Source organism: Leclercia sp. 29361, from assembly GCF_011290365.1.
Classification (GTDB): Bacteria; Pseudomonadota; Gammaproteobacteria; order Enterobacterales; family Enterobacteriaceae; genus Enterobacter; species Enterobacter tamurae.
Genome location: NZ_CP049786.1, coordinates 3,537,730 through 3,564,374 on the forward strand (window position 1 = coordinate 3,537,730; position 26,645 = coordinate 3,564,374).

The following is a 26,645-nucleotide window of genomic DNA, read 5'->3' on the forward strand; positions in this document are numbered from 1 at the left end:
GCCCAGAGTTTAACACGGAACAAGCGGGGAGAGAACCGGGCGGATCGGCCGCCCGGTTAGAGGATCAATGGGAGACTTTTTCTGTCTCTTCCGCGTCCAGGACCACTTCTTCCGGGCGCAGAACGGAGATCAGTTTGAAGATCAGGGCCAGGGCAATACCGACGATGGTTGCCAGCGCCATGCCTTTCAGCTCGGCCGCACCAATGTGCACCTTGGCACCGCTGACGCCAATAATCAGGATCACCGAGGTCAGGATCAGGTTCTGTGCTTTGCTGTAATCCACTTTCGATTCAATCAGGACGCGGATACCGGAGGCACCGATTACCCCGTACAGCAGCAGCGAAACGCCGCCCATCACCGGGACCGGGATGATCTGGATGGCTGCCGCCAGTTTACCCACGCAGGAGAGCAGGATAGCGATAATCGCCGCGCCGCCGATAACCCAGGTGCTGTACACGCGGGTAATGGCCATCACACCAATGTTCTCACCGTAGGTGGTGTTTGGCGTTGAGCCGAAGAAACCGGAGATAATGGTCGAGAAGCCGTTGGCAAACATCGAGCGGTGCAGGCCCGGGTCGCGGATCAGATCGCGCTTGACGATGTTCGCCGTGACCACCAGGTGGCCGACGTGCTCGGCAATCACCACCAGCGCGGCAGGCAGAATGGTGAAGATGGCAAACCACTCAAAGCGCGGAGTGTAGAAGGTTGGCAGCGCGAACCAGTGGGCCTGGGCGATCGGTGTAGTATCCACCACGCCCATGGCGAAGGAGAGCGCATAGCCCGCCAGCACGCCAATCAGGATCGGGATAATCGCCATAAAGCCACGGAACAGCACGGAGCCAAAGATCGTCACGCCCAGGGTCACCAGCGAGATGATAATGGTTTTGGTATCCGGCGCCTGACCGTCGGCAGGCAGCAGGCCCGCCATGTTCGCCGCGACACCGGCTAACTCCAGCCCGATGACGGCAACAATGGCGCCCATTGCCGCAGGCGGGAACATCACGTCCAGCCAGCCGGTACCGGCTTTTTTCACAATGAAAGCCACCAGACAGAACAGCACGCCGCACATGATAAAGCCGCCCAGCGCCACTTCGTAGCCCAACGGCAGCAGCAACAGTACCGGGGAGATAAAGGCAAAGCTTGAACCCAGATAGGCCGGGATTTTCCCTTTACAGATGAAGAGGTACAGCAGCGTCCCGATACCGTTAAACAGCAGCACGGTGGCCGGGTTAATGTGGAACAGGATTGGCACCAGCACGGTTGCGCCAAACATCGCAAACAGGTGCTGCAAACTAAGCGGGATTGTCTGTAAAAGCGGCGGTCTTTCACTCACCCCGATAGCACGGCGCGTCATAGTGTTTTCCTCTGAGTATTATTGGTTGTGTGTGTTTTATTCAAAAAAAAGCCGACTATCAAAGTCGGCTTTTTTATCGTTATGCGATTACTTAGTACCAAAAATCTTATCACCGGCATCACCGAGACCCGGGATAATGTACCCGTGCTCGTTCAGACCCTGATCGACAGAGGCGGTGTACAGCTCCACGTCCGGGTGCGCTTTTTCCAGCGCGGCGATGCCTTCCGGCGCGGCAACCAGTACCAGTACCTTGATGCTGCTGCAGCCCGCGTTTTTCAGCAGGTCGATAGTGGCGATCATCGAACCACCGGTCGCCAGCATCGGGTCAACAACCAGCGCCATACGCTCGTCGATGTTGGAAACCAGCTTCTGGAAATACGGAACCGGCTCCAGCGTCTCTTCGTCGCGATAAATACCAACCACGCTGATACGCGCGCTCGGGACGTGCTCCAGCACGCCTTCCATCATGCCCAGACCCGCACGCAGGATTGGCACAACGGTAATTTTTTTACCTTTGATCTGCTCAACCTGTACCGGGCCGTTCCAGCCTTCAATGGTGACAGTTTCAGTTTCCAGATCGGAGGTTGCTTCATAGGTCAGTAAGCTGCCAACTTCAGAGGCCAGTTCACGAAAGCGCTTAGTGCTGATGTCATGCTCACGCATCAGGCCCAGCTTGTGTTTAACGAGTGGGTGTTTCACTTCCACAATCTTCATTCTCTTTCTCCTTCGGGTGGCAGCCACAAAAAAAATCGCCGGATTATACCGCTTTTTGCGGACTACGCCATACCCATCTTGCTTGACCGGGATCAACCAAAGTGAATAACGGGCTGCAGAGAGTATAAAAGAGACAAATAAAACCGGAGGGGTAAGCGGCAGTTTTTATGCCCGGCGGCGCTGCGCTTGCACGGGCCTACAGGGGTTGTAGGCCGGGTAAGGCGAAGCCGCCACCCGGCAATGCAGAATTAAAGCGACTCGCCGTTGCTGGCAATCACCTTCTGATACCAGTCGAAGGATTTTTTCTTGCTGCGATTCAGCGTGCCGTTGCCTTCGTTATCTTTATCGACGTAGATAAAGCCATAGCGTTTTTTCATCTCGCCGGTGCCGGCTGAGACCAGATCGATACAGCCCCACGGGGTGTAGCCCATCAGATCCACGCCATCTTCCACCACCGCTTTTTTCATCTCGCGGATATGGGCGCTGAGATAGTCAATGCGGTACTGATCGTTCACCGTGCCGTCGCTCTCCAGCACGTCGATGGCACCAAAACCGTTTTCGACGATAAACAGCGGCAGCTGGTAGTGATCCCAGAACCAGTTCAGGGAGTAGCGCAGCCCCACCGGGTCAATCTGCCAGCCCCAGTCCGATTTCTGCACGTAGGGGTTGGAGACCAGGCTTTTACTCTCGTCGTAATCCAGCTGCGGGTTATCCGCCGTCGCCTTGGTGGCAAACGACATATAATAGCTGAAGCCGATGTAATCCACACAGCCCTGCTTCAGCGCTGCTTTGTCCTCTTCGGTGATATCAAGCTCGAAACCGCGACGGGCAAAATAGTTGAGCAGATGCTGCGGATAGGCACCACGCACGTGCACGTCGGTGAACCAGTAGCGGCGATGCATGGCGTTCATCGCCATCATCATGTCGTCCGGAGCGCAGGTCAGCGGATAAATCGGACACATGGCGATCATGCAGCCGATACGCAGCGACGGGTTGATTTCACGTCCGGCCTTTACCGCCAGGGCGCTGGCCACCAGCTCGTAGTGCGCCGCCTGGAACATCACCGGCTCGCGATCTTCACCCGGCTGATAGTGCAGGCCGGAGTTGGTGAACGGGGCAAAATCTTCGTGGAAGTTGGCCTGGTTGTTGATCTCGTTGAAGGTCATCCAGTACTTCACTTTATGCTGATAACGCGTAAACACCACGCTGGCAAAGCGCACAAAGAAGTCGATCAGTTTGCGGTTACGCCAGCCGCCGTATTCGCTCACCAGGTGATAAGGCATTTCGAAGTGCGAGAGGGTAATTACCGGCTCGATGCCGTGCTTCAGGCACTCATCAAAGAGATCGTCGTAAAATTGCAGGCCCGCCTCGTTGGGCTGCTGCTCGTCGCCTTTAGGGAAAATACGCGTCCAGGCAATCGAGGTGCGGAAGCATTTAAAGCCCATTTCTGCAAAGAGTTGGATGTCCTCTTTGTAACGGTGATAGAAATCGATGGCTTCATGGTTGGGGTAGTTTTTGCCCGGCTGCACGCCGTCGGTGATCTCGCGCGGGACGCCGTGCGCGCCTGCGGTCATCACGTCTGCGACGCTCGGGCCCTTCCCGCCCTCCTCCCAGCCGCCTTCAAGTTGATGCGCCGCCACCGCGCCGCCCCACAGAAAACCCTCTTTGAATCCTGACATGCGATATCCCTCATTCAGCGTTTATTATCGGCAAAAAAGAGTACAGAAACCGGTTTCAGTGAAATGATGTGCATTCAGCGAAGGGGTTGCAAGTATAAGAATGTACCCGGTTTCATTTTCGTGAACGGGTTCAAGTTTGCGTGCCAGCGCGCGATTTTTGCTGGATTTTCAGGGGCCCTTTTTTCTGTTGCAGAATGGGCTCGCAAACGTTTGCCTGGACTGTTAGAATTGCGCCGATTTTTCTTACAATCGCAATGCAATCGCGTGGGGACTTGAGCCGTGACCAACAAAACTTCTCTCAGCTACAAAGATGCCGGTGTAGATATTGACGCAGGTAATGCGCTGGTTGACCGTATCAAAGGGGTAGTTAAAAAGACCCGCCGCCCGGAAGTCATGGGTGGACTGGGAGGATTCGGCGCACTGTGCGCGCTGCCGCAAAAATATCGCGAACCGGTTCTGGTCTCGGGCACTGACGGCGTCGGCACCAAGCTGCGCCTGGCGATGGATCTGAAACGCCACGACACCATCGGTGTTGACCTGGTTGCCATGTGCGTGAACGACCTGGTGGTTCAGGGCGCTGAGCCGCTGTTCTTCCTCGACTACTACGCCACCGGCAAGCTGGACGTTGACACCGCAGCCAGCGTGATCAGCGGTATCGCTGAAGGCTGTCTGCAGTCTGGCTGTGCGCTGGTCGGCGGTGAAACCGCTGAAATGCCGGGGATGTACCACGGCGAAGATTACGACGTAGCTGGCTTCTGCGTGGGCGTTGTCGAAAAATCAGAGATCATTGACGGCAGCAAAGTGACCGACGGTGACGTGCTGATTGCGCTGGGCTCCAGCGGTCCGCACTCCAACGGTTACTCTCTGGTGCGTAAAATTGTTGAAGTGAGTGGCTGCGATCCGCTGACCACCGAGCTGGAAGGCAAACCGCTGGCCGATCATCTGCTCGAACCCACCCGCATCTACGTGAAATCCATCCTCGAACTGATCGAGAACGTGGATGTTCACGCCATCGCCCACCTCACCGGCGGCGGCTTCTGGGAAAATATTCCGCGCGTACTGCCGGACAACACCCAGGCGGTAATCGACGAATCCTCATGGCAGTGGCCGGCAGTGTTCAACTGGCTGCAGGATGCCGGTAACGTCAGCGATCATGAAATGTATCGCACCTTCAACTGCGGCGTGGGGATGCTGATCGCTCTCCCAGCCAGCGAAGTGGACAATGCCCTGGCGCTGCTGCAGGCCAAAGATGAAAACGCGTGGAAAATCGGTATCATCAAAGCATCTGATTCCGAACAGCGTGTGGTCATTGAATGAAAAACATAGTGGTGCTCATTTCCGGTAACGGAAGTAATTTGCAGGCTATCATCGATGCCTGCGAACAGAAGAAGATCAACGGCACCATTCGCGCAGTATTCAGTAACAAGGCCGACGCGTTCGGCCTTGAGCGCGCCCGCGACGCAGGCATTGCCGCCCATGTGCTCGGTGCCTCGCAGTTTGCCAGCCGCGAGGCCTTTGATCGCGAGCTGGTGCAGGAGATCGACGCCTACGCCCCAGACGTGGTGGTGCTGGCGGGCTACATGCGGATCCTCAGTCCGGCCTTTGTGGCGCACTATGTCGGGCGACTGCTGAACATCCACCCTTCCCTGCTGCCAAAATATCCCGGCCTGCACACCCACCGTCAGGTGCTGGATAATGGCGACGAGGAGCACGGCACCTCGGTCCATTTTGTCACTGACGAACTGGACGGTGGCCCGGTGATCCTGCAGGCGAAAGTGCCGGTGTTTGCAGGCGACAGCGAAGAGGATGTCACCGCCCGGGTTCAGGCCCAGGAGCATGCCATCTATCCGCTAGTGGTCAGCTGGTTTGTTGATGGCCGCCTTGAAATGCGCGACGGTGCCGCCTGGCTGGATGGCGCGCCGTTACCCCCGCAAGGCCACGCGGCCGAAGAGTAGTCTTTTGCCGGGTGGCGCTATCGCTTACCCGGCCTACAACACCCTCTGCCCCGTCTGCCCGGCAACTCGTTATTATCCCTCAATAAAAAATTTAACTGTCATACTTTTCTGACACAGTTGGACATATAGTGGAAATGCTCGCCATAATAAAGGCGAGACGGATTTACCACGTCCTGTGATTGAACTGGAGTGTGAGTAGTAATGGGTCAGGAAAAGTTATACATCGAGAAAGAGCTAAGCTGGTTAGCCTTCAATGAGCGCGTGCTTCAGGAAGCAGCGGATAAAAGTAACCCGCTGATTGAGCGCATGCGTTTTCTGGGGATTTACTCCAATAACCTGGATGAGTTCTACAAAGTTCGCTTTGCTGAGCTGAAACGCCGAATCATCATTAGCGAAGAGCAGGGTTTAAATTCCAATTCGCGTCATCTGCTGGGCAAGATCCAGTCCCGGGTTCTGAAAGCCGATCAGGAATTTGACAGTCTGTATAACGAGTTGCTGCTGGAGATGGCACGCAATCAAATCTTCCTGATTAACGAGCGACAGCTCTCGGTCAACCAGCAGAGCTGGCTGCGTCACTATTTCAAACATTATCTGCGCCAGCACATCACCCCCATTCTGATTAACCGCGAAACCGATCTGGTGCAGTTCCTGAAGGATGATTACACCTATCTGGCGGTGGAGATTATTCGCGGCGACAGCATCCGCTATGCGCTGCTGGAGATCCCGTCGGACAAGGTGCCGCGCTTCGTTAATCTGCCGCCGGAAACCCCGCGTCGCCGCAAGCCGATGATCCTGCTGGATAATATCCTACGCTACTGCCTGGACGACATCTTCAAGGGCTTCTTCGATTACGACGCCCTGAACGCCTATTCGATGAAGATGACCCGTGACGCCGAGTACGATCTGGTGCACGAGATGGAGGCCAGCCTGATGGAGCTGATGTCCTCCAGCCTCAAGCAGCGTCTGACTGCGGAGCCGGTGCGCTTCGTCTATCAGCGCGATATGCCGGACGCGATGGTCGAGATGCTGCGTGAAAAGCTGACCATCTCCCGCTACGACTCCATCGTCCCGGGCGGCCGCTATCACAACTTTAAAGACTTTATCGGCTTCCCGAATGTCGGCAAAGCCAATCTGGTGAACAAGCCGCTGCCGCGCCTGCGCCATATCTGGTTCGATAAGTTCCGCAACGGCTTCGACGCCATTCGCGAGCGCGACGTCCTGCTCTACTATCCGTACCACACCTTTGAGCACGTGCTGGAGCTGATGCGTCAGGCGTCGTTCGATCCCAATGTGCTGGCGATCAAAATCAACATCTACCGCGTGGCGAAAGACTCCCGCATTATCGATGCGATGATCCACGCCGCCCACAACGGCAAGAAAGTGACCGTGGTGGTGGAGCTGCAGGCACGCTTCGATGAAGAGGCCAACATCCACTGGGCCCGCCGCCTGACCGAAGCGGGCGTACACGTCATCTTCTCGGCCCCGGGGCTGAAGATCCACGCCAAGCTGTTCCTCATCTCCCGTAAAGAGGGGGAGGACGTGGTGCGTTATGCCCACATCGGTACCGGCAACTTTAACGAGAAGACCGCACGAATTTATACCGACTACTCGCTGCTCACCGCCGATGCGCGCATCACCAACGAGGTGCGCCGGGTCTTTAACTTCATTGAGAACCCGTATCGCCCGGTCAGCTTCGACTATCTGCTGGTGTCGCCGCAGAACTCCCGTCGCCTGCTGTATGACATGATCGACAAAGAGATCGCCAATGCCCAGAATGGCCTGCCGGCTGGCATTACGCTGAAGCTCAACAACCTGGTCGATAAAGGGCTGGTGGATCGCCTGTATGCGGCTTCCGGTTCCGGGGTTCAGGTCAGTCTGCTAATCCGCGGCATGTGCTCGCTTATCCCTGAACTTGAGGGGATCAGTGAAAATATTCGCGTTACGAGCATCGTCGACCGCTACCTTGAACACGATCGCATCTATATTTTTGAGAACGGTGGCGATAAACGCGTCTACCTCTCTTCTGCCGACTGGATGACGCGTAACATCGATTACCGCATCGAAGTGGCGGCGCCGCTGCTTGACCCGCGGCTGAAGCAACAAATTCTTGATATCATTGACTTATTGTTAAGCGATACTGTAAAAGCACGTTATATCGATAAAGAACTGAGTAACCGCTATGTGCCGCGCGGCAATCGCCGTAAAGTGCGGGCACAGCTGGCGATTTACGACTATATCAAATCACTCGAGCAATCCGATTAACCTATGCCGATAAACGATAAGACCCCACGACCGCAGGAGTTTGCTGCGGTCGACCTTGGCTCTAACAGCTTCCACATGGTCATTGCCCGTGAAGTCGATGGTGCAATGCAGATCATCGGTCGGCTGAAACAGCGCGTCCACCTGGCTGACGGCCTGGGGCCGGACAACATGCTCAGCGAAGAGGCGATGGAGCGCGGGCTGAACTGCCTGTCGCTGTTTGCCGAACGCCTGCAGGGTTTCACCCCATCGAGCGTCTGCATTGTCGGGACCCACACCCTCCGCCAGGCGTCGAACGCCACCGAATTTTTAAAGCGTGCGGAGCAGGTGATCCCCTACCCTATCGAGATCATTTCGGGGAATGAAGAAGCCCGACTGATTTTCATGGGTGTGGAACATACTCAGCCAGAAAAAGGCCGCAAGCTGGTGATCGATATCGGCGGTGGCTCCACCGAGCTGGTGATTGGCGAAAACTTTGAGCCACATCTGGTGGAAAGCCGCCGGATGGGCTGCGTCAGTTTTGCACAACTCTACTTCCCGGGTGGAACCATCAGCCGGGAAAACTTCCAGCGTGCGCGCATGGCTGCGGTGCAGAAGCTGGAGTCGCTCGCCTGGCAGTACCGACTGCAGGGCTGGAACGTGGCGCTCGGCGCCTCGGGTACGATCAAAGCCGCACATGAAGTGCTGGTGGAGATGGGCGAAAAAGACGGTTTTATCACCCCGGAGCGTCTGTCGATGCTGATGGAAGAGGTGATCAAGCATAAGAGCTTTGATGCCCTGAGCCTGCCTGGCCTGTCCGAAGAGCGCAAGGCGGTGTTTGTGCCGGGTCTGGCGATCCTGTGCGGCGTGTTCGATGCGCTGGCCATTCGTGAGCTGCGCCTGTCTGACGGCGCGCTGCGCGAAGGCGTACTCTACGAGATGGAAGGCCGATTCCGTCACCAGGATATTCGCAGCCGTACCGCGCAGAGCCTGGCGAATCAGTACAACATCGATCGTGAGCAGGCGAAGCGGGTTCTGGAAACCACCACCCATATGTATGAGCAGTGGGAAACCCAGAACCCAAAACTGGCGCATCCGCAGCTGGCGGCCCTGCTGAAGTGGGCGGCGATGCTGCACGAAGTCGGGCTGAACATCAATCACAGCGGGATGCACCGCCATTCGGCCTACATTCTTCAAAACAGCGACCTGCCTGGCTTCAACCAGGAGCAGCAGACTATGATGGCCTCGCTGGTACGCTATCATCGCAAAGCCGTTAAGCTGGACGAGTTGCCGCGCTTTACGCTGTTCAAGAAAAAACAGTTCCTGCCGCTGATCCAGCTGTTACGTCTGGGCGTGCTGCTCAACAACCAGCGTCAGGCGACCACCACGCCGCCAACCCTGACGCTTACTACGGACGACAACCACTGGACGCTGAGCTTCCCGCACGACTGGTTTAGCCAGAACGCGCTGGTGCTGCTGGATCTGGAAAGAGAGCAGCAGTACTGGAGCGCCGTTACCGGCTGGTGCCTGAAGATTGAAGAAGAGCACTCTCCGAACGTCGCCGCCTGATTGCCCTTCAGGCGCTCGTTGCGAGCGCCTGTTGCGGCAGCAAAGACTCCAGCCTGACGGGTTTACCGATTAAATAACCCTGGAAGTAATCAATTCCCAGCGCCTCCGCGGCGCAACGGATCTCTTCGCTCTCGACATATTCTGCCACCACCAGCATCTTCTTCATCCGCGCCAGATGGCAAATCGAGGCCACAATCTGGTAATCCAGGCTGTTGCTGACGATATTGCGAATAAAGCTGCCGTCGATCTTCAGGATATCGGCATCGACATTTTTTAAGCGGGCGTAACTGGCGTAGCCGGTGCCAAAATCATCAATGGCGACCCGGCATCCCATCTGCTGCAACTGGTTCATCGTCTGCATGGCCAGCCCGGCGTTGCCAAAACTGCTGCTCTCGGTGATCTCAAAAATGAGCTGCCAGCTCTCAATGCCATAGGTTTCCAGCATGCGGCTCACCTCAAGCGGCAGCTGTGCCCGGCAAACGGATGATGGCGACAGATTGATGGCAAAACGCTGTCCCGGCAGACTCTCCCGGTTATCGGCCATAAACTGCAGCGTCTTCTCCAGCACCAGCAGATCGATTCGCGAAGAGAGGCCAAACTCCTGCGCGACGGGCAGAAACTCATCGGGGGCAATCAGCTCGGCACCATCATTTTGCAGCCGGAGCAGCACCTCATGATAGTCATCGCCGCGGATCCCCTTCACCGGCTGCGCCAGCAGGGTAAATTCATCTTTTTCCAGCGCGCGCTGCAGACGATTCATCATCGCGACTTTGTCTTTCAGGCCGCGTTGCAGATTGATGGCGCCCCGCTGCTGCAGGTTTTCCGGGTGATTGGTCGCCAGGGAGAGATCCGCTATGGTGCTCAGCTCCCCCAGAAGCAGATAAAGATGCACCACCGGGGAACGCACGTAGCAGTAGCTGACCCCCACCTGCGGCTGGAGCGGCATCCCATCCCAGACGAAGCGAAAACGTTTGATATGTAGATCCAGCTCGTCAATACGGGACTGGTGCAGCTCGGTATTCAGCCGCAACACCAGATCGTGCCCGGACAGCTGATACACGCACTCATCCGGCTGCAGATAGTCATGGATCCACGCAGCCAGTTTCTGTTTGTACTGGATACGCAGCAAAACACCGTAGTTACGCCCCAGCACCTCCAGCTCCGGGATGCGCAGGAAGCAGAGCACCGACCAGGGGTTTTTCCCCAGCGCGCGGTTGAGCGCCCGCAGATTAGGTATGTGCACCACCGGGTCGAGAAATGCCAGCCGTCTGGCGCGGATGTTAATCGTGCGCTGGCGCGTCGCCAGCATCGCCATATAAACCACCACGAAGGTAAAGACCAAGTAGCTGGAGGTGGTGATGGTGAGCTGAATGTCGTAACCCTGTGCCCGGGGAATGTAGCTGTCAAAAAAGTGAATAGAGATAATCAGCACCGGCGTCCAGATAAGGGACATCAGCTTATAACCGAAGCGCATCGATCCCCATAGCATCACCGGCATCAGCAGCGACAGCGTGTAATTGGTACTGAAAATGGTGCTGTTTTCGTTGATCGGCCACAGAAGCAACGCCAGCAGTGCGCCGGTTGCCGCGGTCCAGATAATCACTTCCGTCACCGTCACTTTACGATCGACCTGGCCCACGATCTGCGACAGCAGGCTTCGCAGATAGCGGGGATGGCGGAGAATGCGGATGATGAGATAGCAGAACGGCACGCCCGTCAGGCACCCGACCAGTAAGCCCTGGTAGTTAATCAGCGAGCGGATCCCCGGGGTGCTGATCCCCGCCAGATCAAACCGGGTTTTGTAGACCCCAAGGAAGACGGCGAACTGAAACAGCAGCAGAAAAATCGTGGCCGGGCAGAGCATCTGCCAGAACATCCGTTGCGCCATCAGCCGGGCGTCACCATAGGAGACATTATTGCGGCGGGGAACAAAAACCCGGTATCCACCCCAGCTGAGGGTTATCGGAATCAAATAATGGCCAATCGCTACGGTGGTCTCGTAACCGCCCACCAAAGGGTAATAGTGTACAAAAAGTGCAATCACAATGCCTGGCACCGCCGCCATGCCGTAAAAGAGCATCATCGACAATAAAAACGCCAATGGCATGTAATAGAGCACCACGATATTTCCCTGAACCTGGGTATAGGTCGTGGCAAGTCGTGCAACGGGCAGCAGAACGATCGGCAGGATCAGGGGCAATGCCCACCAGCGGTCTTTGTATTTTTTGTATAACGAAAAGATAGTCATAGATGCCATAGTTAACCCACTCATCCAGGGGCAGTTCAGACAGGCATCCAACCTGACGACGTTGTCGTGCAGACGAAATAACGCAAACACGAAAGGAGGAAAGATTTTAGTAAGCCATGGCGAGCGAGATTTGACTTAAATCAAAAATATTATTGCCGAATAAGAATATTCACGTTTTTTAACGATAATTTTGTGCGAATTATCAATGGTGTAAATAAATTAATAATATACATAACAACAGGTGAATTAATCGTTGACGGAATTTTACAAACCGAATAATTGACCCCTGTGGCTTCCGTATGCCTTAATGGCACATCGCCCTCAGGGTATTTTCAGGAACACGACAGTGAGTCAGGCTACACGTATGCGAAAACGACATCGGTTTAACACTCGGATGACGCGAATCATACTGCTAATCAGTTTATCCTTTTTCCTTGGCCGTTTTATTTATTCCTCTATTGGCGCCTGGCATCATCATCAGGAAAAAAAGCAGGCACAGCAATCCAGCCTGTCAGTCGAAGCGCCTGACCGTTAAGTGTTCCAGTGCATGTTGACGTGAGGAGTGTCCCGCGCATCCTTAGTCCTGGCCGACACCCTAACCAGATGATAATTTGCCCTCTACAGAATGTTGTTCCCCGGCATCATCCAGGTAACGAAACCGTATTGTCCCCTTATTTGTTAAATTGCTTACGTCCTTAAACGCATAGTTTTTGGTGCTAAAAGGGGCTGTCATCATGTCTGGCTGCTGCTGAACCGCGCTTTCCGATGAGCCGTTCAGTAAGGTGATAGAGGTAAATGAGATGTGCAGCGGTGTTGGGTTTACGCATTCGATAAACCACTGCGCGCCGTCATGCTTAAGGTGAAAACTCAACCGGGAAACAGCATCCTTTAACGACAGAGAGATCCCTTTCGGACGGTAAAAGATCTTTTGCTGGGTATTCATCGCCAACGCGAGTTTCCGCTCGTCTTTAACCTTGCCAATCGCAGATGGAATTTCATATAAATTCAACCAGAAAACCGATTCGCGGTCTGTCGGAAGCGGCTCCTGATTATAAAGAATACGCAGCGACTGGATCCCTTTCGGTGCCACGCGCTGTACCGGGGGGAGGATCACAAACGGGGCATGAGCGGAATCTGGATCGCCGGTGCCGTCGTCCACCCAGCTTTGCACAATGACGGGATAATCATTGGTATTAACCAGCATCAGCGATTTTTCCCGATCGGTAGCCTGATAAACCACCCGCGTTGATGACGCCATAACACCTGCCTGAGCAGGTATTATGAGGAGCCAGGCCAGGAGCGCTGCCATATAACGGATCATTGCATCTTCACCAGTACATAGGCAGTGGCATGAACTTTACCCGGTGTGACCGTCTGTCCATTTAACTTTTTCAATGTGGCAATAAAATCGTAAGTGTACCAGGAGTATCCGGCCATAGAACTACCGTCTTTGGTTGCACCTTGCAGGACGGGATACCAGCCTGCGGCGTTGCCACCCGGCGTCAGCGTCGCGATGCCGGGTTGCCCTACAAACGTCAGCGCCTTTGCAGGTTCTTTGCTGTTTGCCACGGTTATACCCACGCCCTTTGCCATGCTGCTATCAAAATAGTTATCCGAAACCAGCGCGCTGACCCCGCCGCTGCCGTTGACAAGCCCCAGCGTTGAGGCTGCACTGTAGGCACCATCCGAGACCTGTAAGCCCAATGCGGTTTGCCTGTCATTAATCCCCGACGTCATTGCGTCACTGCACTCCACCCGGACAGAGAAATTCCCGGTTACCTCCTGCCCTTCTTCCAGTGCATTGGCTGTAATCGTTGGAAACAGGACAAACGGCGTCACGTTACGTGCCACACAAGTGGGGTTGGAATAGAGTTTATTGGCGGTACGCATACCATAGCCAAAACCATTATCGGATCCCCAAAAGGCATATTTCGTTGCACAGTCATCGCCGGGCTTATCATGGCCAAAACTGAAGGAGACGTTGTCATCACCTGACAGCTGAATGTAGGTGTTAGGCTCGGTACAGGTATACATATTTCCGGCTGAGCTGGCATAGGCGATCCCCGCACAAAAAGAGGCGACCCCGGCAGGGGGAAGCGTACTCACCCGGTACAGCTCTGCCTGCAACGGGGGAATATCCTGCAAGCGAATTTGGATCTTTCCGCCCTCGGTACCGTATGTGGTAATAGGCACTTTTTTCCAGTAGCGAGAGACCACGACACCAGACATGGTCTGGCGTAAGCCCACATAGGCAAACCAGGTTGCGTAGACACCATCAAGACCGTCTCGTGCGCCGATATCGACATTGCCGCCAACCCGATCGTCACCGTTGGTGGCGATGAGATAATAAATGTTCGGTAGATCGGCCTGGTCACATTCCCAAAAGACGGTACTCCCTGTCGCGCCAAGCGTTGTATAGTTTGTCGAGGGTACAACGGTGCTCGCGAGCAAGCTTCCTACCGGAACAAAATAGGGGTCCGGCAGATTGATTTTTCCAAAGGGGATAATCGCGCTGTACCCGCTATCTGCCTGCAAGGAGGTGCTCTTTTTATTACATGTCGCCCATGATGGCAGTGCCACCCCGAGCAGTAACAGTGCTGCACATAACTTCACCAGCAGCGTATTCCTTTTGTTCATTTGTCCTCCATGCAATCAATTGACACATACAGCGTCGAGCTTAAGTAAGGCATTTCCCTGTTTAGCCGCAGGAAATTTATAGGGCATACGACACTTATCTTCAGCGTCATCACCCCAGCGAACCACTAACTCGCCCTCGGTCTTTTCAGCCCGCACATAGATTTGTCCGCCCTGACCCGCCATCCCGACGATATCGCCCTTTTCGTCCAGCACATCCGCCCCCAACGGCACCGGTTGACCATCCTTAAAGCGGGTACGGATCAGCAGCGCGGTACCGGTACGGGTACGGAACACCACTTTGACGCCAGCACCTGCCACCGGGGCGATCTGCTTCTCACTGTCCACCAGTTCCGCATCGCCTTCCATCCCCTGAGGGTCCAGGGAAATTCGGTTGTAGCGATAAGGTGTCACTGCCGGAACCAACGCATACCCATTGCTGTCGATCACCACCTGCTGCGAGCTAAAGATTTTTGCCCCTGTGGCGCCCTTCGCCTCGACCAGCGCAAAGGTATCGCCCAGATACGGCCCCATCGTCAGGCCGCCGGAATGGGCAACAAATGCCCCCTGCGCATTACCCGATGCCTGCCAGTATCCTTTCCCCTGCGAAGCATTCACGCCCAGCGTGGCAAACGTCGTTCGTTTCTGCAGGTTGCCACCGACGGTGGTCTGTTTGTTTTCCTGATCGCGGGTCACGTTCAGGTTGTAGTTTGTGGTCATGGCTTCATCCACCATCCCCGAAACAGCGGTCTGATACTGATCGCCGCCGTCAGAAGAGTGGGTCCAGGAGTTTGTCAGATCTGCCGCACGCGGACCTGAACCAAACGGAATCGAAAATGATAGGGACGTCATGGTCTGCATACTTCCTTCATCATCGTTATAACTTCCCGTCCGCTGCCGTCCCACGGACAGGTTCATGGCGATGCCATACGCGAAAGTATTGCTGTAGCCAAACTGCAGCTGCATATCCTTATTCCGGTCGCCGCGGTAGCTTTGCGCCGAACCGGTCAGGAAAATATTGCCGTAGCTCTGCAGACTCTGACTGACTGACACATCAAAGCGCGCAAGCTGACGATAGGTGCTGGACTGCCAGTCATCCGCCTCGCCGTGCTTCCATGCCTCACGTAAGCCGAGTACATCGCTGAAATCGCGATAGCCATCAGTGGAATAGCGATAACCTGCAAGGGACACCGTCGTGCTTGTTGGCTGGAACGTTTTGCTCCATGCAAGGTGTGCCATCCAGCCCTCGGTGTAGCCCTCGTCGGGTAAATCAGCCCGGGAGTAGGTGGCATCCACGCCAAACGACCCCAGATAACTGCCGTACACCCCGCCTATTAACGCTGACTGATAGCCATCGGAAATACGCAGCCCCGAGTTCGCCGTGATGCTATTGGTTATCCCGCGCTGCCAAATCAGATCGCTGAACGGTGCCTCTTCCCCGCTATCCCGCGTTTTACCTATTTCAACGCTGTAGCGCGAGATGCCCGGGCGCATGGATTCAGGAACAGCCGAAAACGGCACGCTAAAATGGCTGACAGAACCGTCGGCCTCGGTAATGGTCACGATAAGATCCCCGCTATAGCTGGTGGGGTACAGATCGTTAATTTCAAAGGCACCGGGAACGACGGTGGTCTGATAAATTTCCGTACCGTTTTGCGTCACGGAAACTTTCGCATTCGACGTTGCCACGCCCCGGATTGTCGGGGCATACCCCCGCATTGAATCCGGGAGCATCCTTTCATCGCTCGACAGGCTCACGCCGTTATAATCCAGGCCGGAAAAAAAACGCCCGTTAGTGATCAATTCTCCCATCATCAGCTGGCTCTGGATAAGGGGTAAGGGCCGCTGCACATAGCTGCGGATATTATTCCATTTACTCCCGCCCTCTTTATCCCAGTTGATGTTGGATAATTGACGATACTGCCAGCTTCCGAGATTAAGCCCACCGTTCAGCGATGCCCATACGGAATCTCTGTCCCTCATTTCATTATCTGAATAGGAGACGTGATAATAGTTAGCAATATAGTTGGCAAACCCCAGCGAACTGCCGGTATCCAGTTCCCGCGGATTGACATAGCCACGCGGCACTTTATTCAACAGCATCTGAGGGATAGTAAAATCCAGCCGAAAACGGGAGGCATCAACATAGGTGCTGCTCCCTTTGGCAACCTGCTCGATCATTTTGCAGGTACCCTCGGCATTCTCCACATTCTTCAGGCCTATTGCTGTCAGCATCTCAGGCGTTAGGCAGGGTTTCACTGAACCATCGGGTTGCTCAATAAAATCGATATTATATTGCTCAGAAAACTGGCTATTAATATAAATATCCATTTTATACTGGCCAGCCAGGATACTGTTCGGCCTGGTTAAACGCCCTAATAATTCCTCGCTAAATCGCCCCCCGCGGAATAAATCCTTATCAAACACGTAATCGTTGTCCGATGTCGAATTATTTGTACTTACGTGCTCGTTTTCAGAGGCAGCTTGCGCGGCAGAAACCGATGCCAATATCAAGCATAGCATTGCAGGATATTTCATTGATTTGGTATCCATCCCAAATGATTTAACATACAGCAAAGAATTGAAAAAACGTTTATTTAGAGGTTAATGGTATTCACGTTATCAACGCCGTAATCATTGACGACCACTAAACGTAACTGGCTTCCTGCCAGGCGGGATACGGACGCAGAAGGCGTCCATTCGGTCTCTTTTTTCGGTGCTACCAGGGTCGAATCGGCCAGGGTAATTTCTCTACCATTAACCAGTAAACTCGCTTTTCTGACAACGACATGGTACCCCGTTGGATTGCTCACCTTAATACGCTTGCCATCCAGGCTAAAGCGTAAAGCCTTCACCGCATCGGCAGGTGCACCAGCAATGCCTTTGGGACGATAGAAAATTTTCACTCGTGAGGTCACAGCAAGAACCAGTTGATTCGCGGCCTGTTCGTTTTTTTTCAGTAAAGGCAGCTGGCTAAAGCTGAAATAAAAAATAGTCTCGCGATCCTGTGGTAAGTTATCGCCAATGTACTTTATTCTGACTGATTGCCCCGAATTGGGCTCCATACGAAATATTTGTGGGGTAATAATAAACGATGATGAGCTGTCAGCTTTTTCTTTAATTTCCTCATGATCGTCAATCTGCATCTGAAGAAGATAAGCTTTGTTATCAGGATTTCTTAATTGAACGGTTTTTTCTTTTGCTTGCTCAGGGAAAATGACGCGGGTCCCTGTCATCACGACGCTTGCAGACGCGGTGTTTATGCCTGATAAAATAAAAAGAATAGAAAAAATGAAAAGCTTGTACATCCCTCGAGCTCCACGCCTTTTACAGCTGAATATATACTCTGGCCCGGCGATCTCCGCCAGACCAGAATGTACCTAATTACAGGTAGCTTACTGTGTATTCCGCAACGGCGCTGATTTTACCTGGGGCAGCAGTAGTCGCATCAACAACATAGTATTGAGCACCAAACTCGTAGCTTGCTGTGGTGGCATTAGCCGCCAGCACCAGACCCGGTACGCTCGTTACGCCAGACAACACTACTGGGGTGCCGCCTGTACCGGAGGAAGTCAACTGAATACCATAGCCTGTAGCCGCATCCGTAGTGGCGCGGTTACCCAGCGTTCCGGTGGTGCTATCAACATCGTAACCGAGGAATTTGGTGGTGATATTGGTGCTTGAGGTCGAAGACTTACAACCACTCAGGGAGATGGTAAATGGCGTCAGGCCTGCAGTTTGACCGTTAGCCAGAGTGGTACCAAACTCCGTTGCCGCTACTGTTGGCAGCATGACCACAGAGCTGGTTTGTCCGTTAATATTTACGGAACAGGTTTGATCGGTTACTTCACCTTCAAATGTCACCGTCGGCGCAGCCAGTGCAGAATATGGAAGAGCAACTACGGTAAATGCTAACGCAATTTTTTTTAAACCAGTCATAATATATCCTTATTTAAGTAGGCAAACACATCTTCATTCCAATGGAGATGTAATTATCCAGAAAACATTTTTAAATAAATCTAATGCCATCTCTCCCCATCATTATCATCACTAAATATGTGAATACGTAGCAGGAGCAATACGAAGGCCAGATGCAGTGTTATTAGCTACTGGAGTAATAAGCTTAATTAATTTTAAAATTCAAAACAACCCACCCTATCCGATCAAAAAACGAACACCACTTTATAATGCGTTTCCTTTCATAACCTTAAAAAGTAAAGCGTTGAAAATATCGTCAGCGTAATAAAAGTCAATTTAGCCATTGATTATATGAGTTAAAGTGCGAGCGTTATAAAAAACATCAGTAAAACAGAACAAGCAACTATGTAAATTACGCTCGCCAGTTGTTTAATCTGTTTATAAAGAAAAAAAATCATTGATGGAAAAGTTATATATAAACAATTAGCTCATTCATAAATTAAATACTTAAAATCAAAAACTCACATAGTGATATTAAATTAAACCATTTTTTAGGGTAATTACGTTCTCTTTATTGATTTACTTACTTCATAATATCAATGAGGCTTTATAGTATTGATGCTGTTGTCTACGCTTTTTAAACACAAAATCAGTCAATGTTATCCGCCGTTAACAGAACGCATAGCGTATAAAGTGTTCACAGAAAATAAAAAGCCCTCTGAATGAGAGGGCTTTTATGCGTTCATCAGGTTATAAACAACCCGGTACGATTAGTAGATTATTCCCACTCAATCGTCGCGGGTGGCTTCCCGCTGATGTCATACACTACCCGCGAAATGCCGTTTACTTCGTTGATGATGCGGTTAGAGACGCGGCCTAAGAAATCATACGGCAGGTGCGCCCAGTGGGCAGTCATAAAGTCGATGGTCTCAACCGCACGCAGGGAGACAACCCAGTCGTACTTGCGGCCATCGCCCATTACACCCACAGAACGAACCGGCAGGAACACGGTGAACGCCTGGCTGACTTTGTTGTACAGGTCAGCTTTGTGCAGCTCTTCGATGAAGATCGCATCCGCACGACGCAGCAGGTCGCAGTACTCTTTCTTCACTTCGCCCAGCACGCGCACGCCCAGACCCGGACCCGGGAACGGGTGACGGTAGAGCATGTCGTACGGCAGACCCAGCTCCAGACCAATCTTACGCACTTCGTCTTTGAACAGCTCGCGCAGCGGCTCAACCAGACCCATCTTCATCTCTTTCGGCAGGCCGCCCACGTTGTGGTGAGATTTGATAACGTGTGCTTTACCGGTTGCGGATGCCGCAGATTCGATCACGTCAGGGTAGATGGTGCCCTGGGCCAGCCACTTCACGTCTTCCAGACGCAGCGCCTGTTCGTCGAACACTTCCACGAACACGCGACCGATGATTTTACGTTTCGCTTCCGGATCGTTTTCACCCGCCAGCGCGGTCAGGAAACGCTCTTCGCCTTCAACGTGAACGATGTTCAGGCCGAAGTGGTCACCAAACATGTCCATCACCTGCTGGGCTTCGTTCAGGCGCAGCAGACCGTTGTCCACGAACACGCAGGTCAGGTTTTTACCGATGGCGCGGTGCAACAGCATCGCGGTCACGGAGGAGTCAACGCCGCCGGAGAGGCCGAGGATCACTTTGTCGTCACCGACCTGCTGGCGAATACGCTCAACCGCATCGTCGATGATTTTTGCTGGCGTCCACAGGGCTTCACACTGGCAAATGTCGATGACAAAACGCTCCAGCATGCGCAGACCCTGACGGGTATGAGTCACTTCCGGGTGGAACTGCACGCCGTAGAAGCGTTTCTCTTCGTTAGCCATGATGGCGAACGGGCAGCTTTCGGTGCTGGCGACGGTCACGAAGTCAGACGGGATGGCGGTGACTTTGTCGCCGTGGCTCATCCACACGTCCAGCAGCGCTTTGCCGTCGGCGGTCAGGGAGTCTTCGATACCGCGGATCAGGGCGCTCTCAGTCTGAACTTCAACCTGCGCGTAGCCGAACTCACGTTCGTTAGACCCTTCAACGTGGCCACCCAACTGCATCGCCATAGTCTGCATGCCGTAGCAGACGCCGAACACCGGCACGCCGGCTTCGAATACATACTGCGGCGCGCGCGGGCTGTTATCTTCGGTGGTGCTTTCCGGACCACCGGAGAGGATGATACCGCTTGGATTGAATTCGCGAATCTGTGCTTCCGTGACATCCCACGCCCACAGCTCACAGTAAACGCCCAGCTCACGGACGCGACGAGCGACCAGCTGAGTGTATTGCGAACCGAAATCCAGAATGAGAATGCGATGTTTATGAATATTTTCCGTCATTGACGCTAATTCCGAGGCAAGTGAAACAAAATCGCCCGGCATATAGCCGGGCGTGGAAACTTATCAGGAGCCCATACGGTAGTTCGGGGACTCTTTGGTAATGGTCACGTCGTGAACGTGACTTTCCTGAATACCCGCGCCGCTGATACGCACGAATTCCGCTTTAGTCCGCAGCAGGTCGATGGTACCACAGCCGGTCAGACCCATACAGGAGCGCAGGCCGCCCATCTGCTGGTGAATGATCTCTTTCAGGTAGCCTTTATAGGCCACGCGGCCTTCGATACCTTCCGGCACCAGTTTGTCGGCAGCGTTGTCGGTCTGGAAGTAACGGTCAGAAGAGCCTTTGGACATCGCGCCCAGAGAACCCATCCCACGGTACGACTTATAAGAACGGCCCTGGAACAGTTCGATCTCGCCCGGGGACTCTTCGGTACCGGCCAGCATGGAACCCACCATTACCGCTGCGGCACCGGCCGCGATGGCTTTGGCGATGTCGCCAGAGAAACGGATCCCGCCGTCAGCGATAACCGGAATACCGGTACCTTCCAGCGCTTCTACCGCGTCGGAGACCGCAGTGATCTGCGGAACGCCCACGCCGGTGACGATACGGGTGGTACAGATGGAGCCAGGACCGATACCCACTTTCACCGCGCTGCAACCCGCTTCAGCCAGGGCGCGAGCGCCTGCGCCAGTTGCTACGTTACCGCCGATGATCTGCAGATCAGGGTATTTTGCACGGGTCTCACGAATACGCTGCAGCACGCCTTCGGAGTGGCCGTGAGAGGAGTCGATCAGCAGGACGTCAACACCCGCAGCAACCAGCGCATCAACGCGCTCTTCGTTGCCTGCGCCAGCGCCAACCGCCGCGCCCACGCGCAAACGGCCATGCTCGTCTTTACAGGCGTTCGGTTTACGTTCTGCTTTCTGGAAGTCTTTAACGGTGATCATGCCGCGCAGGTGGAAGCTGTCATCCACAACCAGCGCTTTCTCAACGCGTTTTTCATGCATTTTTGCCAGCACCACGTCGCGGGATTCGCCTTCACGCACGGTGACCAGACGCTCTTTCGGGGTCATATAGACGCTGACCGGCTGGTTCAGGTCGGTGACGAAACGCACGTCACGGCCAGTGATGATGCCCACCAGCTCGTTATCGGCAGTCACAATCGGGTAGCCAGCAAAGCCGTTACGCTCGGTCAGGGCTTTCACTTCGTGCAGAGTAGTGGTTGGCAGAACGGTCTGTGGATCGGTAACGATGCCAGATTCATGTTTCTTCACGCGGCGAACTTCTTCTGCCTGGCGCTCGATAGACATGTTTTTATGAATAAAGCCAATGCCGCCTTCCTGAGCCAGGGCAATAGCCAGGCGCGCTTCAGTCACGGTGTCCATTGCCGCGGAGAGCATAGGAATGTTCAGGCGAATGGTTTTAGTCAACTGCGTGCTGAGGTCGGCAGTATTCGGCAGAACGGTGGAGTGAGCGGGAACGAGGAGGACGTCGTCAAACGTCAGTGCTTCTTTAGCAATACGTAGCATGGGCAATATCTCTGACCTGGGTGGTTAAATATTGCCGTGGCATTATACAGAGCGTAACCGATTGCATCTACACTTTTTTATAAAAAATGCTTGCGATTGCCTCTTATCAGGTTACTATCGACTGAATAACTTGCTGATTTAGAATTTGATCCCGCTCACATGTTATCCTCTCAATCCCCCTCAATTTATACCGTCAGCCGCCTTAACCAGACGGTCCGTTTGCTGCTTGAGCAGGAAATCGGCCAGGTGTGGATCAGCGGAGAAATTTCTAATTTCACCCAGCCGGCATCCGGTCACTGGTACTTCACCCTGAAAGACAACACCGCTCAGGTGCGCTGCGCGATGTTCCGCAACAGCAACCGTCGGGTGACGTTCAGGCCGCAGCACGGACAGCAGGTGCTGGTTCGCGCCAGTATCACCCTGTACGAGCCGCGCGGTGATTATCAGATTATTGTTGAGAGCATGCAGCCAGCGGGTGAAGGGCTTCTGCAGCAAAAATATGAGCAGCTGAAAGCCGCCCTGTCGGCAGAAGGGCTGTTCGATCAGCAGTACAAAAAGCCGCTCCCCTCCCCTGCCCACTGCGTAGGGGTGATCACCTCGAAAACCGGTGCCGCGCTGCATGACATTCTGCACGTCCTGAAACGTCGCGACCCTTCCCTACCGGTGATCATCTACCCGACAGCCGTACAGGGTGACGATGCGCCAGGGCAGATTGTCCGCGCCATTCAGCTTGCTAACACCCGTCAGGAGTGTGATGTGCTAATCGTCGGGCGCGGGGGTGGTTCGCTGGAAGATCTCTGGAGCTTTAACGACGAACGCGTGGCACGGGCGATTTTTGCCAGCCAGATCCCGGTGGTCAGCGCCGTCGGGCATGAAACCGACATCACTATTGCCGATTTTGTTGCCGACCTGCGGGCACCCACGCCCTCTGCCGCGGCTGAAATGGTGAGCCGTAATCAGCTCGAACTGCTGCGCCAGATGCAGAACGGCCAGCAGCGGCTGGAGATGGCGATGGACTATTTCCTCGCCAACCGCACCCGTCGCTTTACCCAGCTTCATCACCGCCTGCAGCAGCAGCATCCGCAGCTGCGTCTGGCACGTCAGCAAACCGTGCTGGAACGTCTGCGCCAGCGGATGAACCTCGCGGTGGATAATCAGCTTAAACGGGCGGTCCAGCGCCAGCAGCGCACCACTCAACGTCTGAATCAGCACAACCCGCAGCCGCGTATTTATCGGGCGCAAACGCGTATTCAACAGCTGGAGTATCGCCTCGCGGATAACCTGCGCGCGCACCTGAGCAGCACCCGCGAGCGTTTTGGTAACGCGGTCACCCATCTGGAAGCCGTCAGCCCGCTCTCGACGCTGGCGCGCGGTTACAGCGTGACGACCGTGACCGATGGCAACGTGCTGAAGCAAACCAAACAGGTCAAAGCCGGGGATCTGCTCACCACACGGCTGTCAGACGGCTGGGTGGAAAGCGAAGTGAAAGGCGTGACGCCGGTGAAGAAAACCCGCGCGCGCAAAAAGGCCTGACGCGATATTACGTCCGGGCGTCGGGCACCACCGCCAGCATCACCAGCGATAGCGCGGAAAATGCCAGCAGCGCCCCTACCGCGCCGATAAATCCATACAGCTGACCGAAAAGCACCGAACCGATAATTTGCCCGACCGCCAGCATCAGGAAGGCAACACTTACCCCTGCCGCTGGCGAAGGCTCTGTGACCCGTGCCCCCTGCACCAGCAGCACGCCCGATAAAATCACATATCCCGCCCCGCTCATCGCCACTACCGGCACCAGCCACCAGGCAAAACCGTTGCTCAGGGCCAGGGCAATCAGCGACACCGCCATAAAGATCTGCGATCCACGATAGACCCCGCGCATGCCGATGCGCTTCGCCAGGCTACCGGTGAACACCGCGGCCACCCCTGCCCCGCCGCTCACCAGCCACAGGACGTTGGTGCTGGTGTCACCCAGCCCCGTATGACGCTGTAAAAGCTCGGGGCCAAAGCTCCACCAGGCGGCGCTGGCGATGCCGCTGACCAGGGCAATAGTGGACAGCCGAATCATCCCCGGTTGATGGATGAGGCTACGCCAGCCCGGCGCCACTTCACCCGCGCGTCCCGTGCGGGGCAGATAGCGCCAGACGGGGATAAGCGAGGCTAACGCCAGCAGTGCAAAGATTGCGCAGGCGACCCGCCAGCCTCCCGGCACAAAAAACAGCACCGGTACAGACAAGATGATCCCCCCGCTGGTCCCGGCATTAATGACGGTGTTCACCTCTGTTTGCCGCTCGGGGTTAACCCCGACGCTCACGGCACCGGCAAGGGCGGGAGACGCCAGCCCCGAGCTCAGGCCGGCAATAAACAAGCCCGCGGCCAACACCGGCGGCGAAGGGGCGAAGGCCAGAATCAGCAGACCGGCCGCCGCTATTAAAGCCGCCAGAACGGCCGGGAAGCGCGGCCCGAAGCGCTGCGTCAGAAGCGAGGCGAAAAATACCGACAGGCAATAGGCCCCGTAGCTGCAGGCGGCAATCAGGCCCGCAGCCTGGGTGGAGAAAGGGATAGCCTGCCGGATATCCGGCAGCATGATGCCCCATGAAAAGCGCGCCATCCCATAGGTGACGGCGATTAAGGCAAATCCGGTGATTGCCAGAGCCAGGTTTTTCTTCATGCCGTTCCTCGTGTTGGGTCGTTAAAAACCTAAACCCTGCGCGGCGGTTGCGCCACTTTTTCACCCCGCGATTTATCCGACTTGCCTGCCGTTTCGCCACTATGGCATACACTTAAGCTGTTGCTTTTTTCGGCATTGCCATAACAGGAGAGACGCATGACCCGAACCTTTAGCGTGATCCCGCCCTATATTCTTCGCCGTATTATTGAGAGCGGCTCTGAGCCGCAGCAGCGCTGCGCCCGCCAGACCCTGACCCATGTCCAGACGTTGATGGCCCACATGCCGGGAAAACCCGTTGCGCCGCACGTTAATAAGGCCGGACAGCTGGAGCGGGACATTTACGACGCCAGGCAGACCCAGGAGCTGCCGGGCACCCAGGTACGCTATGAGGGGCAGCGCTCTAACGGCGACGTGGCGGTGGACGAAGCCTATGATTATCTGGGCATCACCCATGATTTTTTCTGGAAAAACTATCAGCGCGACTCCCTCGATAACAAGGGGCTGATCCTCACCGGGACCGTGCATTATGGCCGGGAGTATCAGAACGCCTTCTGGAACGGGCAGCAGATGGTATTTGGCGACGGGGACGGCGAGATTTTTAACCGCTTTACTATCGCCATAGACATAGTCGCCCATGAGCTAAGCCACGGCGTCACTGAGACGGAAGCCGGGCTTATCTACTTTGAACAGTCTGGTGCGCTGAACGAGTCGTTATCAGACGTGTTCGGCGCGCTGGTGAAGCAGTATCACCTTAAGCAAACCGCCAATGAGGCAGACTGGCTGATTGGCGAAGGCCTGCTGGCCGAGGGGATTAATGGCAAAGGGCTGCGATCGATGTCAGAACCTGGAACCGCCTATGACGATCCCCTGCTCGGCAAAGATCCGCAGCCCGCGCATATGAAAGACTTTATCAAAACGCGCGAAGATAACGGCGGCGTGCATCTTAATTCGGGCATTCCTAATCGCGCGTTTTATCTTGCCGCGACGGCCATTGGCGGCCATGCCTGGGAGAAAGCCGGTTATGCCTGGTATGACACAGTTTGCGATCGACAGCTGGCGCAAGATGCAGATTTTGACGCCTTTGCGAAACTGACGGTAGCACACGGTGAAAAGCGATCGGGTGGTGACGTCGCCGCAGCCATTGAGCAAGCCTGGAAACAGGTGGGAGTGTTGTAAATGCAGGTTCCGGAACTGACGGATGACGCGGTGGTCGAGCTGGCGCGTGAAGGTGGTGTGGCCTATATTCCCCATCTCAGCGGGTTGCGGCGGATCTCGCTCTCGACGCTTAACAGCGCGCAGCGCCAGCGCGTGGTAAACATACTGGAGCAGGCTATTCCACGGGGAGAGCCGCCCGGCCAGCGGTCGTCACCCGGCCGCGGCGACCAGCGCTATTTTCGCATCCAGATCATCTGGACCCGGCACAATCAGGCGCAATACACCGACATCATTGTGCTGGTTCCCGAGCAGGAAGCGCCAGAGTCGCTGGTCGAACTCTGGCAGAAAGGCGAAGGCTGCGTCTGCGATTAAGCGTCAGCCCTGACGAACTCCACGCGCTTTTTCGAGATCAGACCGTGGCCGTTCTGGCAGAAATAATCCACCGCACCACAGGCTTTTAACACATGGAGTGGCTGATGGCACTCCGGGCAGCGCGCTTCCATGGCGATATCTTTGTTGCAACGCTCGCAGTGCGCCACGCCGTTTTGCGGCTCCAGCTCTGCATGACAATCCGGGCAGGTAATCGACATGATGACTCCTTTGAAGGACATTCAGTTCTGCACT

21 protein-coding genes are annotated in these 26,645 nt (G+C 54.8%); 8 read left to right on the forward strand and 13 right to left on the reverse strand.

Translation table 11 applies throughout. The features are described 5' to 3' along the window. Positions 1–64: 64 nt before the first annotated feature. The 3 genes from uraA to G7090_RS17025 form a co-directional block, all read right to left on the reverse strand. Positions 65–1,354: a uracil permease gene (uraA, locus tag G7090_RS17015; protein ID WP_106994632.1), complete on the reverse strand. Its 1,290-nt coding sequence runs from the start codon at positions 1,352–1,354 to the stop codon at positions 65–67. An 87-nt stretch (positions 1,355–1,441) separates the two neighbouring features. Beyond that, positions 1,442–2,068, reverse strand: coding sequence for a uracil phosphoribosyltransferase (gene upp / locus G7090_RS17020; RefSeq protein ID WP_106994631.1), 627 nt, complete (start codon positions 2,066–2,068; stop codon positions 1,442–1,444). Positions 2,069–2,316: 248 nt separating this feature from the next. Then, a complete protein-coding gene (locus tag G7090_RS17025; protein ID WP_166183311.1) occupies positions 2,317–3,747 on the reverse strand; it encodes a 6-phospho-beta-glucosidase in 1,431 nt (476 codons plus the stop codon). 279 nt (positions 3,748–4,026) lie between these two features. Between G7090_RS17025 and purM the strand changes: the two genes are divergently transcribed. From purM to ppx, 4 genes are all read left to right on the forward strand, one after another. After that, positions 4,027–5,064, forward strand: coding sequence for a phosphoribosylformylglycinamidine cyclo-ligase (gene purM / locus G7090_RS17030; protein WP_166183313.1), 1,038 nt, complete (start codon positions 4,027–4,029; stop codon positions 5,062–5,064). After that, complete coding sequence (gene purN, locus G7090_RS17035; RefSeq protein ID WP_166183316.1) at positions 5,061–5,702, forward strand: phosphoribosylglycinamide formyltransferase; 642 nt, start codon at positions 5,061–5,063, stop codon at positions 5,700–5,702. Before purM ends, purN begins: the two co-directional genes overlap by 4 nt. Positions 5,703–5,903: 201 nt before the next feature. Next, complete coding sequence (gene ppk1, locus G7090_RS17040) at positions 5,904–7,964, forward strand: polyphosphate kinase 1 (RefSeq protein ID WP_166183317.1); 2,061 nt, start codon at positions 5,904–5,906, stop codon at positions 7,962–7,964. A 3-nt stretch (positions 7,965–7,967) separates the two neighbouring features. Beyond that, positions 7,968–9,509 carry an exopolyphosphatase gene (gene ppx / locus G7090_RS17045; protein ID WP_166183319.1) on the forward strand — a complete coding sequence of 514 codons (1,542 nt, stop codon included), beginning with the start codon at positions 7,968–7,970 and terminating at the stop codon, positions 9,507–9,509. Positions 9,510–9,516: 7 nt separating this feature from the next. Here the strand turns inward: ppx and G7090_RS17050 are convergent, their stop codons facing one another. Further along, complete coding sequence (locus tag G7090_RS17050; RefSeq protein ID WP_166185409.1) at positions 9,517–11,757, reverse strand: EAL domain-containing protein; 2,241 nt, start codon at positions 11,755–11,757, stop codon at positions 9,517–9,519. A 346-nt stretch (positions 11,758–12,103) separates the two neighbouring features. Here G7090_RS17050 and G7090_RS17055 point away from each other — a divergent pair, with 346 nt between their 5' ends. Further along, positions 12,104–12,292, forward strand: coding sequence for a YfgG family protein (locus tag G7090_RS17055; protein WP_106994624.1), 189 nt, complete (start codon positions 12,104–12,106; stop codon positions 12,290–12,292). 60 nt (positions 12,293–12,352) lie between these two features. Here the strand turns inward: G7090_RS17055 and G7090_RS17060 are convergent, their stop codons facing one another. From G7090_RS17060 to guaB, 7 genes are all read right to left on the reverse strand, one after another. Beyond that, entirely contained in the window at positions 12,353–13,015 is a 663-nt protein-coding gene (locus tag G7090_RS17060) for a molecular chaperone (protein WP_166185412.1), read from the reverse strand. 59 nt (positions 13,016–13,074) lie between these two features. Beyond that, a complete protein-coding gene (locus tag G7090_RS17065) occupies positions 13,075–14,394 on the reverse strand; it encodes a fimbrial protein (RefSeq protein ID WP_166183321.1) in 1,320 nt (439 codons plus the stop codon). Between the two features lie 15 nt (positions 14,395–14,409). Further along, positions 14,410–16,929, reverse strand: a complete 2,520-nt coding sequence (locus G7090_RS17070; protein WP_166183323.1) for a fimbria/pilus outer membrane usher protein — start codon at positions 16,927–16,929, stop codon at positions 14,410–14,412. 59 nt (positions 16,930–16,988) lie between these two features. Then, positions 16,989–17,699, reverse strand: a complete 711-nt coding sequence (locus tag G7090_RS17075; RefSeq protein WP_166183325.1) for a molecular chaperone — start codon at positions 17,697–17,699, stop codon at positions 16,989–16,991. A gap of 76 nt (positions 17,700–17,775) precedes the next feature. Continuing rightward, positions 17,776–18,333: a fimbrial protein gene (locus G7090_RS17080; RefSeq protein WP_371811843.1), complete on the reverse strand. Its 558-nt coding sequence runs from the start codon at positions 18,331–18,333 to the stop codon at positions 17,776–17,778. A 754-nt stretch (positions 18,334–19,087) separates the two neighbouring features. Next, the gene (guaA, locus tag G7090_RS17085; RefSeq protein WP_106994618.1) at positions 19,088–20,665 is read right to left on the reverse strand and encodes a glutamine-hydrolyzing GMP synthase; all 1,578 of its coding nucleotides are present in this window, start codon (positions 20,663–20,665) and stop codon (positions 19,088–19,090) included. 63 nt (positions 20,666–20,728) lie between these two features. Continuing rightward, positions 20,729–22,195: an IMP dehydrogenase gene (gene guaB, locus G7090_RS17090; RefSeq protein WP_106994617.1), complete on the reverse strand. Its 1,467-nt coding sequence runs from the start codon at positions 22,193–22,195 to the stop codon at positions 20,729–20,731. A 159-nt stretch (positions 22,196–22,354) separates the two neighbouring features. Here guaB and xseA point away from each other — a divergent pair, with 159 nt between their 5' ends. Next, a complete protein-coding gene (xseA, locus tag G7090_RS17095; protein WP_166183329.1) occupies positions 22,355–23,728 on the forward strand; it encodes an exodeoxyribonuclease VII large subunit in 1,374 nt (457 codons plus the stop codon). Positions 23,729–23,735: 7 nt separating this feature from the next. On the opposite strand, the gene G7090_RS17100 is transcribed toward xseA, so the two are convergent. Further along, the gene (locus tag G7090_RS17100; protein WP_166183331.1) at positions 23,736–24,866 is read right to left on the reverse strand and encodes an MFS transporter; all 1,131 of its coding nucleotides are present in this window, start codon (positions 24,864–24,866) and stop codon (positions 23,736–23,738) included. A 156-nt stretch (positions 24,867–25,022) separates the two neighbouring features. On the opposite strand from G7090_RS17100, the gene G7090_RS17105 reads away from it, so the two are divergent. Both G7090_RS17105 and G7090_RS17110 read left to right on the forward strand, forming a co-directional pair. Continuing rightward, the gene (locus G7090_RS17105; protein WP_166183333.1) at positions 25,023–26,042 is read left to right on the forward strand and encodes a M4 family metallopeptidase; all 1,020 of its coding nucleotides are present in this window, start codon (positions 25,023–25,025) and stop codon (positions 26,040–26,042) included. Continuing rightward, positions 26,043–26,393, forward strand: a complete 351-nt coding sequence (locus G7090_RS17110) for a protealysin inhibitor emfourin (protein ID WP_166183335.1) — start codon at positions 26,043–26,045, stop codon at positions 26,391–26,393. Here G7090_RS17110 and G7090_RS17115 read toward each other — a convergent pair. Then, on the reverse strand, positions 26,390–26,611 hold the full coding sequence (locus tag G7090_RS17115; RefSeq protein WP_166183337.1) for a zinc ribbon domain-containing protein: 222 nt from the start codon (positions 26,609–26,611) through the stop codon (positions 26,390–26,392). The two genes, G7090_RS17110 and G7090_RS17115, sit on opposite strands and share 4 nt — an antisense overlap. Between the last annotated feature and the right edge of the window lie 34 nt (positions 26,612–26,645).